At 71.6% G+C, this 12,902-nt stretch carries 10 protein-coding genes and 1 pseudogene; 5 read left to right on the top strand and 6 right to left on the bottom strand.

What is annotated here, in order from left to right; translation table 11 throughout:
- Positions 1 to 7: 7 nt before the first annotated feature.
- Positions 8 to 565, top strand: a pseudogene (locus Athai_RS05515) (ABC transporter permease); the annotation flags it as partial.
- 269 nt (positions 566 to 834) lie between these two features.
- Here the strand turns inward: Athai_RS05515 and Athai_RS05510 are convergent.
- Positions 835 to 1,434: an acetate uptake transporter gene (locus Athai_RS05510; protein WP_203960470.1), complete on the bottom strand. Its 600-nt coding sequence runs from the start codon at positions 1,432 to 1,434 to the stop codon at positions 835 to 837.
- Positions 1,435 to 1,674: 240 nt separating this feature from the next.
- On the bottom strand, positions 1,675 to 2,928 hold the full coding sequence (locus Athai_RS05505; protein ID WP_203960469.1) for a L,D-transpeptidase: 1,254 nt from the start codon (positions 2,926 to 2,928) through the stop codon (positions 1,675 to 1,677).
- Between the two features lie 503 nt (positions 2,929 to 3,431).
- On the opposite strand from Athai_RS05505, the gene Athai_RS05500 reads away from it, so the two are divergent.
- Positions 3,432 to 4,424, top strand: coding sequence for a sigma-70 family RNA polymerase sigma factor (locus Athai_RS05500; protein WP_239156739.1), 993 nt, complete (start codon positions 3,432 to 3,434; stop codon positions 4,422 to 4,424).
- A gap of 132 nt (positions 4,425 to 4,556) precedes the next feature.
- Here the strand turns inward: Athai_RS05500 and Athai_RS05495 are convergent, their stop codons facing one another.
- Complete coding sequence (locus Athai_RS05495; RefSeq protein ID WP_203960468.1) at positions 4,557 to 5,015, bottom strand: hypothetical protein; 459 nt, start codon at positions 5,013 to 5,015, stop codon at positions 4,557 to 4,559.
- 23 nt (positions 5,016 to 5,038) lie between these two features.
- A complete protein-coding gene (locus Athai_RS05490) occupies positions 5,039 to 6,352 on the bottom strand; it encodes an AAA family ATPase (protein ID WP_203960467.1) in 1,314 nt (437 codons plus the stop codon).
- On the opposite strand from Athai_RS05490, the gene Athai_RS35205 reads away from it, so the two are divergent.
- The gene (locus tag Athai_RS35205) at positions 6,352 to 6,942 is read left to right on the top strand and encodes a Scr1 family TA system antitoxin-like transcriptional regulator (RefSeq protein ID WP_420829821.1); all 591 of its coding nucleotides are present in this window, start codon (positions 6,352 to 6,354) and stop codon (positions 6,940 to 6,942) included. The genes Athai_RS05490 and Athai_RS35205 overlap by 1 nt on opposite strands.
- A 123-nt stretch (positions 6,943 to 7,065) precedes the next feature.
- Here Athai_RS35205 and Athai_RS05485 read toward each other — a convergent pair whose 3' ends face one another.
- Positions 7,066 to 9,138 carry a S9 family peptidase gene (locus Athai_RS05485; RefSeq protein WP_203960466.1) on the bottom strand — a complete coding sequence of 691 codons (2,073 nt, stop codon included), beginning with the start codon at positions 9,136 to 9,138 and terminating at the stop codon, positions 7,066 to 7,068.
- A 79-nt stretch (positions 9,139 to 9,217) separates the two neighbouring features.
- Positions 9,218 to 10,189, bottom strand: coding sequence for an acetylxylan esterase (locus tag Athai_RS05480; protein ID WP_203960465.1), 972 nt, complete (start codon positions 10,187 to 10,189; stop codon positions 9,218 to 9,220).
- 594 nt (positions 10,190 to 10,783) lie between these two features.
- Here Athai_RS05480 and Athai_RS05475 point away from each other — a divergent pair.
- Together Athai_RS05475 and Athai_RS05470 are read left to right on the top strand one after the other, a co-directional pair.
- Positions 10,784 to 11,641, top strand: a complete 858-nt coding sequence (locus tag Athai_RS05475) for a C39 family peptidase (RefSeq protein WP_203960464.1) — start codon at positions 10,784 to 10,786, stop codon at positions 11,639 to 11,641.
- Positions 11,625 to 12,821: a hypothetical protein gene (locus Athai_RS05470; protein ID WP_203960463.1), complete on the top strand. Its 1,197-nt coding sequence runs from the start codon at positions 11,625 to 11,627 to the stop codon at positions 12,819 to 12,821. The genes Athai_RS05475 and Athai_RS05470 overlap by 17 nt, the downstream gene beginning before the upstream one ends.
- The last annotated feature ends 81 nt before the right edge of the window (positions 12,822 to 12,902 follow it).

Genomic DNA, 12,902 nt, shown 5'->3' with positions numbered 1-12,902 from the left:
TCGGTGCATGAACGGCAACGCGATCCCGGTCACCCCGCTGCTCGGCGCGGTACTCGCCGCGCTGGCGCTGCTCGCCGCCGCGGTCGCCGCGCTGGGCCGGCTCGGCGTCGCCCGGCGGGTACTGACCGCCTCGGTCCGGGCGGCGATCCAACTCGGCGCGGTCTCGCTGGTGATCGCCGCGGTACTGCGCTCGCTGTGGCTGACCGCCGCGTTCGTGGCGCTGATGTACGGCATCGCCTCGGTCACCTCGGCCCGCCGCATCACGACGGTGCGCAGCGGGCTGTGGGCCGCGATACCGATCGCCGCCGGCCTGCTGCCCGCCCTCGTGATCGTGCTCGGCTCGGGCCTGGTGCCGTGGAAGGGCATCTCGGTGGTGCCGGTGGCCGGCATCCTGATCGGCGGGGCGATGACGGCGACCTCGCTGTCCGGCCGCCGCGCGCTGGACGAACTCGCCACCCGCCGGGGCGAGTACGAGGCGGCGCTCGCGCTGGGGCTCACCCGCCGGGACGCCGCGCTGGAGGTGTGCCGGCCGTCCGCGGCCCAGGCGCTGGTCCCGGCGCTGGACCAGACCCGCACGGTCGGCCTGGTGACGCTGCCGGGCGCGTTCGTCGGGGTCCTGCTCGGGGCGCCAGCCCGGTCGCCGCCGGCGCCGCCCAGCTGCTGGTCCTGGTGGCGTTGCTCGCGGTGGAGTGCATCGCGGTGCTGGTCGCGGTGGAGCTGGTGGCGGCCGGCCGGCTGCGCCGCCCGGAGACGCCGGCCAGCCGCTGACCGGCTCCGGCGGGCAGGACGGCGGCCGGCGGGCGTCGCCCACCGGCCGCCGGCTGCGAGTCTGCGTTACGTGCCCGGTGCGACGAGTGGTCGCCCGAGCTTGAGCACCTCCCGGCCGGACACGCTGTTGAACACGATGGCGAACGACGTGTACCACGCGACCACGGCGGTCAGCACGCCGATGTAGCCGCCGATCTTGGTGATCGAGTCGTTCGTGGCGAACGCGCCGATGAACAGCACCACCTCGGTGGCCTGCAGAGTGAGGAACACCGCGAACAGGGCCGTGTTCAGCCTGGTGCTGGCGATCAGCAGGTACAGGTTGACGATGGCGAACGCGAGCAGGATCCACCCCTCGTCGTTGGCGATCTGGTCCGGCTTGGCCGCCGGAGCCACGAACTTGGCGTAGAACCCGAGCCCGAGCCAGAACGCGCCGTACGTGCTGAAGGCGGTGGCGCCGAACGTGTTGCGGTTACGGAACTCCCACATCCCGGCGAGCAGTTGCACGGCGCCGCCGTAGAAGAACGCGTAGCCGAGCCAGGCATCGGTGCCGTGGGTCCAGCCGGCGTTCTTGGCCGACAGCAGGAACGTGGTCAGGGCAAAGGCAGCGAGCCCGAGTGGACCAGGATCGGCGATTCCCGACCCGACGGGCTCCTTCTCAGTGGGCATGACGGCTCCCCTCGATTCAAGGGGGTGGACAGACGCCCATCCCACGAAGATCATATCGCCGCCTGTGATCACCATCACTACCTTGAGAGAAGTTTTCTCCCATCTGTACGGCCCTTTCCGAAGCCTGGCCGGCACGATCGGAGCACGCCAATCGCCCCGGCCGGCACGCGGGATGGTGGCCGGAACACGCGAGTGGCCGCCACCCGGATCGGGCGACGGCCACCGGTGGAACGGACTGCGTCAGTGCAGCGCGGAACCCTTCACCCACTGGTCCCAGCTGACGTTCCAGTCGCCGTAACCGCGAGTCAGCGTCACCTTGTCCGGAGTACCGGACATGATCACGATGTCGCCCGGCTTGAGATGCTCGTACGCCCACTCGGCGTCGGCGGTGCTGAGGTTGATGCACCCGTGCGAGTCGTTCTGCACCCCGTGCAGGCCCTCGTTCCAGGGGGCCGCGTGCAGGTAGATGCCGTCGCCGGTGAGCCGGGTGCCGTAGTCGACCCACAGGTCGTACGCCTGCGGGTTGTTCTTGGCGATGCCCCAGCTGGACGACGTCATGTGCACCTTGCGCTCCAGGTCCATCACGACCATCGTCCCGCTCGGAGTCCACAGCGAGACGTTGTTGCCGTACTTGTCCTGGATGTAGCCGCCCTTGCCGCCGCTGAACGGCATGTCCTTGACCACGCTGCCGTTCTTGTAGATCTTCATGTGCAGCGACTTGTTGGACGCCTTCGCGATGATCTGGTCACCGATGGTGAACGAGACCTTGCGGTCCTCCTGGCCCCACAGCCCCTTGCCCATGTTCACGCCGTACACGTCGGCGGCCACGGTGACCTTGGTGCCGGCCGGCCAGTACTTCCCGGCGTCGGTCTTCGGCCGCCAGTGCACGTCCTGGTCGTTGATCCAGCTCCAGGACCCCTCGATCGACGGGCTGGTGGTGACCTTCAGCGCCTTCTCCGCGGCCGCCTTGTCCGGGATCTTCTCGTCGAAGTGCACCATCACCGGCTCACCCACGCCGTACGTCTTGCCGTTGCCGTTACGAAGGTAGGGCAGCGTGAAGTTGCCCGGCTTGACGGTGCTGAACGAACTCTTGCCGCTGGTCTTCCTGCCGTCGGCGTTGGTCGCGGTGGCCGCCACCGCGTACTTCTTGTCGTAGCCCAGCTTCTCGCTGGAGGTCCACGTCTTCTTGTCGGCCGACAGCGTGCCGGACACCTGCTTGCCGGCGGCATTGGTCAGCGAGACCGTGGCAAGCGTGCCGCCGGTCGCCTTCACCACCACCGGCTCGCCGGGCGACACCTTGCTGGTGCCGGTGGTCGGTGTGATCGCCACGGTCGCCGCCGGGACCGGCTTGCCCCCGCCGAGACCGTCGTCCTTGCTGCCCGCCGACGCCTTGCCGTCGCCGTTGTTGCACCCGGCCAGCATCGTCGCCGCCAGGCCGGTGGCCATCAGCGCCGTGACGATCCTGGCTCGGCCGCGCCACGAGTGACGTGGCATACCGCCTCCCCTGTCCCTGGCCGTGTCGACCAGTAGCTCTGCCTTGCGGTGCCCCGCTGCGGGACGTCCACTCCCCGTCGATCCCGCGCCACCCGCCGATCGGGATCGGTCCCCGGATCTCGGCTCATTGCCGGCGAAGTCCGACATCGGGTGATGCGCCGGCGACCATCGGCCGCCACACCTGAAGAACGCATCGGCGTTGCGATCGGGTTGCACCGCGATCCACATCGTAACGATCGTGTGCCACGTCCAGCAGCTCCCGGTCGGCTGTGACGGCGCCGACACGCAACGTCCCACCGCGCGCCTGACTCCCCTATTCGTGCCAACGGGTTCCGCCCGCGGCCGGGCAGTTCCCGGATTCGTGCCAGCTGCCTCGCGCGACTCCCCGTAGCGCCCGCTCTCCCGGTGGAATCAGCGTCACGGACGACGCGGGTCACCGACGCGGCGGGCCGGCATCGACAAGCACTCAGGCGCCCAGCGCCCGGCACGGGAGGCGGAAGACAGTGGCCCTTCCACTGAGCGAGGAATACCTGACGACGCGGACCGACACCGACGATCGAGCGAACTCGGCGGACCTGGTGCGTACCTACCTGAACGCGATCGGCCGGGTCCGGCTGCTGACCGCCGCCGACGAGGTCACGCTCGCCAAGAGGGTCGAGGCCGGACTCTACGCGACCGAGATCCTCCACGGCCGGGCCACCGAGGGCCCGCTGGCCACCGCGTACCAGGCGGACCCGGAGTCGTTGCGCGACGCGCTGTCCCGCATCGTCACCGAGGGTGTCGCGGCCCGTAACCGGTTGTTGGAAGCCAACCTGCGGCTGGTGGTGTCGATCGCCAAGCGCTACACCAACCGCGGCATCGGGTTCCTCGACCTGATCCAGGAGGGCAACCTGGGGCTGGTCCGCGCGGTGGAGAAGTTCGACTTCGCCAAGGGCTACAAGTTCTCCACGTACGCGACCTGGTGGATTCGGCAGGCAGTCACCCGGGCGATGGCCGAGCAGTCCCGCACCATCCGGCTGCCGGTGCACATGGTCGAGCAGGTCAACAAGATGGTACGGGCGCGCCGCGAGCTGGCGCTCGCCCTCGGCCGGGAACCCAGCCACCTGGAGATCGCCGAGGCGATGGGTGTCGCACCGACCGACGTGCTGGAGCTGATCGGCTACGACCGCGACCCGGTCAGCCTGGACCAGGGCGTCGGCGAGGACGGCGAGAGCTCGCTCGCCGACTTCGTCCAGCCGCAGCACGACAGCGACGACACCGTCTCGTACGGGTTCCTCAAGCACGCGCTGGAGGGCGTGCTGTCCACCCTGACCGAGCGGGAGCGGGCCGTCATCCGGCTGCGGTACGGGCTGGACGACGACCGGCAGCGCACCCTCGACGAGGTGGGCCGCGAGTTCGGCCTGTCCCGGGAGCGGATCCGGCAGATCGAGAAGATGACGCTGCTGAAGCTGCGCCGCCCGGACAACGTCAGCGCGCTGCGCGACTACGTCAACTGATCCGTCCGTCCCGGACCGGCCGCGGGGGAGCCGGCGCCGGGACGACCCGAGTCAGGGTGGGGCGGTCAGGAACCCGCCGGGTCCGCCCGGGACGGGCGCAGGATGCGGTCGGGAGATCCGGATCGCTCCGCCTCAGGTCAGCGAGCGGGCCACCGCGCCGAAGCGGTGGTAGGAGGCGCTGGAGCCCTGCGGCCGGAGACCAAGTTGCCGGACGAACTCGGCGACCCTCGGCGACTCCGCCTCTTCGTAGCGGGCCTTCTTGCGCCGGCCGGTCAGCCGCTGCAACTCCTGCTTGGGGTTACGGATGCGTTCCACGTCCCGAGCGCGGCGCGGGATCGTGTCCCGCCAGGCGGACGGCCGTACCGCCTCAACCGCGTCGGGGAACAGAAACCACCATGCTTCGATCTCCTCCACCGGTACCACCGGATGGGCGCGACCGAGGGGCGCCAGATCGTTGCTCAACGCGATCGCTACCGCACCGTCGGGATCGGGGTCGTCCGCGTCCCGGTGCACCAACGCCGCGGTGACCTGCCGTCCGCCGGCCTCATACCCTCGAATCGTACGGTCCAGCTCGGTCACCCAGCTGCGCACCGCCTTCGCCTTCGCCTGTCGAGTCAGCGAAGTGGGCCGTGGTAAGGGTCTGACCCGGCCGGCAAGCCGCGGATTGAGATGGACGAGCAGATGCCCGATGCTCTGCGAGTCGTTGTAGTTCTCGCCGAAGACGAGCACCAGGCCCGGTCTGTCGGAGCCCTTCCCGCCGGCACTCCGCGCAGCGCACCCGAGAACCAGAGTTCGCCCGCCTGCCAGTCGGTGGCCGCCAGCTGTGCCCTGATCTGCTTCGAGCTGGTGGCCGGAATCAGCGACGCACCGGTCTCGGGCTCACGATCGCAGACGATGATCTCGTCCGCCGTCAGCCTGTTGACCAGCGTCGGCGAGTGGGTCGCGGCGAGGATCTGGGTGCGCGAGCTCGCCGCGCGCATCCGATCCACCAGGATGTCCAGGGCGTAGGGATGAAGACCGTGGTCGATCTCTTCGATGGCGGTGAACGGCGGCGGGTCCGGCTCGTGCAGCGCGGTGAGTAGGGCCAGGACCCGGACCGTGCCGAACGACGCGTCGGCCAGCTCGATCGGCTTGGTCACCCCCTGCTCCACGAGCTGCACCGACACCGCCCGGCCGGGGCCGCCCACCGGAACGATCTGGATCTCCTCGAGCCCCGGCAGGCAACTGCGCACGTCGGCGACGAGCAACGGCCAGGCGTCGGGATCGCTGACTTTCAGCTGAGCAAGCGCGTCAGCGAGATTGCTGGCGTCGTCCGCGAGGTTCGCGTTGTACGGACGGCTGGGCTGCCGGGCCGCCACCACATCCGGCTCCAGGACCCGGATCGAGGACAGGAAGTTGGCGAAGGTACGGATACCGAGGCCCCCCTGCTCATCCGCCAGCTTGGGCAGGGTGGCCAGCCCGGTTGTCTGCGCGTCAGCCACCCGCTGCACCTGACGAGGTGCGTCGCTGTCGAGATCGGAGATCTCGATCTCCTTGCCCGACGCCTTGTACCGCCGCCCGCGCCCACTGCTGCGCTTGAACGTGAACTCCTCGGTCCGGGAGATCCCGGAAGCCGTTTGCGACAGCCTCAGCATGTACTCGTCGAGTGCGTTGTCGCTGGAGTGCTCGGTGATGCGGCCCTCGATCGTCAGCCGGACCGGTAGCGGCTTGCCCGCCTGGCGTTGGATGTGGTCGAAACCGTTCCAGTCGCGGACCGCGAAACTCAGATCGTAGCGCGCCATCGTGGCGAGAAACTGCAGCACCTTAAGCAGGTTGGTCTTGCCCGAGCCGTTCGGGCCGATCAGCACGTTCAACCGGCCCAGCCGGACGTCGACCTCCGCGAGCGAGCGGAAACGCTGCGCCCGGATGCGGGTGATCTGCTGAGGCACTGGACTCGCCTCCGTCTGAATGTGGTGCGCTGGTAGCGGCAGCGCAGCCGACGCCCCACTGCCGGCGCCGCGCGCTTGCCACGGTACCGGTTGGCCATATCGTCGGCCGCCGGGAACGACAGAAGATCCTTGTGCGAACGAAGAAGTCGGTCCGATACGAAATCGTCCTCGACGAACTCGTTCTCCGGCGCCGCACCGCTCCAGACGACGTGTTGGAGACCCAGCCTCGATGGCTCGTCATGGCAGCCCAGGTCCCGAACGTCGAGATCCGAGTCTTGCCAATCGAAGCCGACCTCGGCTACCACCACTCCCCCGTGCTCCGCTCCTTGACGAGCTACAGCTACCCGGCGGCACCGAGTATCACAGTGATCGAGACCGAGACCACCGAGGCACCGAGTACAGGCGAGGACCAGCTCGACCGATACAGTCACGCAGCGGCGGCCGGGCCAACGGCGTGGCGGCCGGCAGCGCGGGCGCGGTGGTCGGCGTCCGTGATTCCAAGGACCGCGAGGCGTCCATGCTGCGGGGTCTCGCCCGCAGCATGGACCGCCTTCGGGCCCGTCGTGACCGGCACGCCTGACGCTCGCTGAGGTCTCGGCGACCTCGTTGGCGCGCCGTGTCCGCGAGGTCGTCTCACATTCCCCGGCCACGCACACCGGGGATTGTCGCGGAGTCCGGCTGGCCGGTGGAGACCTGCCGGCACACCACGCACGTCAGGGGCGGGACGGGCGCAGGATGCGGTCCAGGAACTCCAGCTCCAGCCGGGGCAGGTTGGCGGCGACGTCCTCCTGGCCGGCCATGTGGGTGACGCCGGTGAGCGGCAGCACGGAGTGCGGCCGGCCGGCGGCGAGCAGCGCGCCGGACAGCCGCAGCGTGTGCGCCACCACCACGTTGTCGTCCACCATCCCGTGCATCAGCAGCAGTGGCCGGGTCAGCGCGGTGGCGTCCGGGATCAGCGAGTTGCGCCGGTACACCTCCGGCTCCTGGTCCGGGTGGCCCAGATACCGCTCCTGCCAGTGGGTGTCGTACAGCATCGGGTCGGTGACCGGTGCGCCGGCCACGGCCGCGTGGAACACGTCCGGCCGGCGCAGCACCGCCGCCGCGGCCAGGTAGCCGCCGTACGACCAGCCACGGATGCCGACCCGGGACAGATCCAGTTCCGGATGCAGTTCGGCCGCGGCGCGCAGCGCGTCGATCTGGTCGGTCAGCGCGTGGGTCAGCTTGTCGCCGCGGATCGAGTGCTCCCACACCGGGCCACGCCCCGGGGTGCCGCGGCCGTCGGTCACCAGCACCGCGTAGCCCGCCTCGGCGAACCACTGCGACATCAGGTACATGTCGAGCGCGTGCAGCACCCGCTGTCCGTGCGGACCGCCGTACGGGTCCAGCAGCACCGGCAGCGGGGCGGAAGAGCCCGGCTGGTACCAGGACGGCAGCAGCAGTGCGGAGCGCAGCGCGCGCTCGCCCAGCTCGTACAGCCGGACCCGCGGGGTCAGCGTCGCGGTGGCGGCGTGCGACGCGATCGGGGTGACCGCTTCGGCGCGGTGGACGGTGACCCGGGCGCCCGGGTACTCCAGCGAGCGGGACGTCAGCACCGTGGTTCCGCCGCCGGTGACCCCCTGGTGCACCCCGGCGCCGGCGGACAGCCGGACCGGGCCGGTGTCCGGCGCCCAACGCCACACGTGCACCTCGGTCGGCTCGGTACCGGCGGTGCACAGCACCGCATCGCCGTCCACCCCGGACACCGCGCGCAGTTGCAGGCCGGGCGGGGTCACCGCGGTACCGTCCACCAGCAGTCGGCGGGTGTCGCCGTCGTCGGCCGACCAGACCAGCGCGCCGGACGCGGTGCGGGCCGGCAGCCCCGGTACCAGCTCCCACCAGTCGTCGTGGTGGTCGGCGTGCAGCAGCGAGGTGGCGCCGGTCTGCTCGTCCACCGCGAGTACCTGCACCTCGCGTTGGTCCCGGCTCTGCACCAGGATCGACAGCGGGCCGGACCAGTCGACCGCGGCGAGGTACTCGAAGCCCTCCCGGTCCCAGACCACCTCGGTCCGGCTGCCGTCGTCCGGGTCGATCAGCCACAGCGTGACGATCGCGTTGGCGGTACCGGCGGACGGGTAGCGCACCGCGGCCGGCGGGCGCGCCGGGTCGGCCGGGTCGGCCAGGTACCAGGTCGCGACCGGCGCGTCGTCGACCCGCGCGACCAGCAGCCGGGACGAGTCGGGCGACCACCAGTGGCCGCGGTCGCGGTGCATCGACTCGGCGGCGACATGCTCGGCCAGCCCGTAGCTCACGTCCGGCGTCTCGGGCTCGGCGAGCACCCGGTCGTCGGTACCGTCCACGCCGATCACCCGCAGCGCGCCGCCGGAGACGTACGAGATGTGCGCGCCGGCCGGGTTGATCCGCGGATCGACCACCGAACCGGTCGCCGGCAGCCGCACCGGGATGCCGCCGGCCAGCAGCCACAGCTGGCCGTCCACGGTGAACACGGCCCGGTCCGCGGCGCGGTCGGTGGCGTAGCCGACGATGCCGGCGGCGCGTTCCCGGCTGCGTTCCCGCCGGGCCCGTTCGGTCGCGGACAGCTCGCCGCCGGTCAGCGCGGCGCCGTCGGCGAGCAGCGTCTCGGCACCGGTGGCCACGTCCAGCTGCCAGAGCGAGGTGGTGGCGTCGTGGCCGGACGCGGCGCGCAGGAACAGCACCCGCGCGCCATCCGGCGAGACGGTCACGTCGCGCGGTTGCCCGAACCGGAATCCACCGGTACGGGCGAACTCGCGCAGGATGTCGTCACTCATGCCGGCCCCCCGGGTCGCCGGCCGAGAGACACGTGCTGGATTGGATCATGACCAGCACGATGCCACGGTTTCCGGGGGGTCAGCGAAGCAGGTCGCGAACGTAACGCAACTGTTCCGCGCGCTGGAAGGCGGCGCCGCCCTCGTGCTCGTTGTACGGCCAGACCCGGATGTCCTTGTTCGTTCCGGCCCAGTGGTTGTACGCGGCGAACACCGTCGACGGCGGGCAGACCGCGTCCATCAGCCCGACCGAGAACAGCGCCGGCGCGCTCGCCCGGGCGGCGAAGTTGACCCCGTCGAAGTACGCCAGCGAGGCGAACACCCGCTCGGTGGCGTCCCGGTGGGTCCGGCAGTACTGGGTGATCTCGTGGTACGGGTTCTTGTCGGTGATCTCGGTGGCGCGCCGGTAGTGGCACAGGAACGGCACGTCCGGCAGCGCCGCGTACAGCCCGTCCACGAGGCCGGCGACCGCGATCGTGATGCCGCCGCCCTGGCTGCCGCCGGCGACGACGACCCGGTCCGGGTCGACCCGGGGGTGCTCGCGCGCCACCTCCACCGCGCGCACCGCGTCGGTGAACACCCGGCGGTAGTAGTAGCTTTCCGGGTCGGTGATGCCGCGGGTCATGAACCCCGGCGTGTTGGGCAGCCCCACCGGGTCGGGGTCGGCGGTGGCGCCGGCCGTCGAGCCGTTCGAGCCCTGGCCGCGGGTGTCCATGATCAGGTGCGCGTAGCCGGCCGCCGACCAGTCGAGCCGCTCGTGCGCGAGCCCGCGGCCACCGTTGTAGCCGATGTACTCGACCACGCAGGGCAACGGGCCCTCGACCCCGGTGGGCAGCACGAACCAGCCGCGCACCGGCTGCCCGTCGAAGCCGGCGAAGGTCAGGTCGAACACCTCGACGGTGGCCAGCGCCGCGTCGTGCGGGGTGAACGTCGCCGGGCCCGCCTTCGCCCTGGCCTGCTTCAGCGTGCCCGCCCAGAACTCGTCGAAGTCGGCGGGTTCGCTGCGCTCCGGCCGGTACTCCCGGAGCCGTTCCAGTGGCCAGTCCACCAGCATGTCGTCCTGCCTTTCGTCGTACCCACGATCCGACGGCCGGACGACGACGCTGGGCCCGGGCCGTGACCGGGGAACAGCTTAGAGGCTGTCGCGGGCCCCGTGACCGGCTGCGCCGGGCCGATCTCGGGGCCGCTCGACCGCGGGCCGGGCCCCGCGACCCCGGCCGCCGGCCCACGCGTCCGGGCACCTGCTCGGGGACCGGCGCGGCCGTGCCGGATCGCGTCCGGCGCCGGCCGCAGCTCGCCGAGTCGGGCCGGCCGGTGCCCGGCAGGTACCCGCTGGCGGGGAGCGCGTGCCAGACCGCCTCCGCTTCCGGGGCGGCGTTTATGGCGTGCGCAACGTCACGCAGGAGGGAAATACCGGGAAGATCCGGCTCGACCTCCAGTTGACGTCTAGCGTCGACGACGCGGGGTGAGGACGGCGTCGCACGGCGCACCGACGCTCCCCGCGCGGCTCCGCCGGCGTACCGGCGGGACCGGACGACCGGCCACGCGCCGGTATGACCGTTCGACCGGCCACGGGGCCCTGCCAGGCAGGCGCCGACAGTCCTTCCTGTCGGGCCCCGAGCGCCGGCGGCCCCCGGGGGAGGACCTTGTGGCAGTTCGTACCCGACTCCTGTTGTCGGTGGTGTCCGGCGTCGGCCTGGTCGCGACGCTGACCGCGGTACCAGCCGCGGCCACGCCGATCGGCGTGGCACCGGAGCAGCCGACCCACTCGGCCGCCGCGTACAAGGCGGCACACGACACCGACCCGCACGTACCGCTGAGCGCGGCGGCGCGGTCCGGCCTGCAGCGCCGGACCGAGGCCGCGCAGCGCACCATGGCCCGGGTCCGGGCCGAGGCGGCGCGGCCCGGGGCGACGGCGGCCAGTACGGCCAAGTCGCTCAAGGGCACCCAGCAGGCACAGCAGACCTACTACTGGTGCGGCCCGGCCGCGGTGGCCGGCGCGCTGAAGATGCGCGGGGTGTCGCTGAGCCAGAGCAGTACCGCGAAGCTGCTGCGCACCACCGTCGACGGCACCGACTGGTCCGGCCGCAACGCGGCGGTACCGAAGGCGTACCAGACCGGCTACCCGGTCGCCGACGTGCTCACGTACAAGCTGCACGGGCAGGGCGCCACCTACTACCCGGTGGGCCTGTCGTACGACCCGACCGCCAAGGAGAAGTCGACCTACAAGACCCGGCTGGTCGCCGACATCAACAACGGCTGGGACCTGATCGGCGACGCCTGGGAGGTACCGGGCGGGCCACACCTGGTCGGCCACCCCGGCAACCAGGAGATCTTCCACTACTACACGATGCGCGGGTACTCGGGCTCCGGCACGTACACCCGCTACCAGGACTCGGTGCACGGCGCCGGGAGCATCTCCTGGTCGTCCGGCGTACCGGCGTACTCGACCATGTCGTCGGCCACCATCACCACGATCAACGGTGGCCGTGGCTACGTCTGGTAGGCGCCGGCTGCTGGCCGGTGGGGCGGCGCTGCTGCTGCTCGCCGGCTGCGACACCGCGGCCGACCCGGCATCCGACGAGGGTGCCGGGTCGGCCGCGTCGCGCACCCCGAGCGCGAGCCCCACTCCCCCGGCCGGTACCGCGGTGCCCGACGCGGCGCCGGCGGCGGACTTCTGCCCGGTCGCGCAGCCGGCGAGCTGGCGGCGGGCGCTGCACGGCGACCGGTTGCCCCAGCGTGCCGGCGAGACGCTGGTGGTGCACGCGGTCGGCGCGGACGGCGCGACCGCGGTGGTCGACGACCGTACCGCCGACCGGCGCAGCGTGGTGTTCTGGCGGGACGGCCGGCGCACCCGGGTGCTCTCGCTCGCGCACCCGGACACCGACCAGCTCTACGGCGCCGCGTTCGACGGCCGGTACCTGGTCTTCTCGGTCAGCCACAACCCGTCCGACCTGTCCTCCTGGACCCTGTACGGCTGGGACTCGGTCACCGGCGGCGAACCACACCGGCTGGCCGGCAACGCGGTCGACTCCGCCGGTAACCCGGTGCCGAGCCCGCTGCTGTACCCGGTGGTCGCCGCCGGGGTGGCGGCCTGGACCGCCGGCCGCCCGGACGGCAGCACCGCGCTGCACCGGTACTCGTTCGCCACCGGTACCGACCGGGTGGTGCGGGCCGGGCATCCGGGCGCGCCGTTCCTGTTCGACGCCGACCTGGTGTGGCCGGAGTCGGCGCGACCGGACGCGCTGACCGAGCTGCACGCGGTACGGCTGGCCGACGGCGCACCGGTGACGCTGCCGGCGACGCTCGCGGCGGTGCGCGGCCCGGCGTTCATCGTCGGTACCGGCAGCGGGGTGGTGGCGTGGGTCGGCGCGGACGTGCGCACGCTGTGGGTGTGGCGGTCCGGCTGGCGTGCCCCGGTCAAGGTGCGGCACGTGTCGACCGGCCGGAACGTGCAGTGGGTCCGCGCCGCGGGACCGCTGGTGACGTGGGACGACGGCACCGCGCAGTTCGCCGCGGACCTGCGCACCGGTGCGTACACGAAGCTGACCCCGCGGTACGGCTACACCGAGGCGACCGGCGACGCGCTCGCCGTCGGGTACGCGCCGGCCGCCAAGGGCGGCGGCGCCGCGGCGCCCAGCCTGGTACGGGTCAGCGAACTGCCCCCGTTACCGTCCTGTCACTGATCGTTCTCGCTGCGTCATCGCGGCAGGTCCGCCGCGTTTCGCCGATGGATCCACCATCGTCGATGTCGTACGGTCGACATC

Origin of the sequence: Actinocatenispora thailandica (assembly GCF_016865425.1) — a bacterium.
GTDB lineage: Bacteria > Actinomycetota > Actinomycetes > Mycobacteriales > Micromonosporaceae > Actinocatenispora > Actinocatenispora thailandica.
This window is presented reverse-complemented; position numbering and strand designations above follow the sequence as displayed.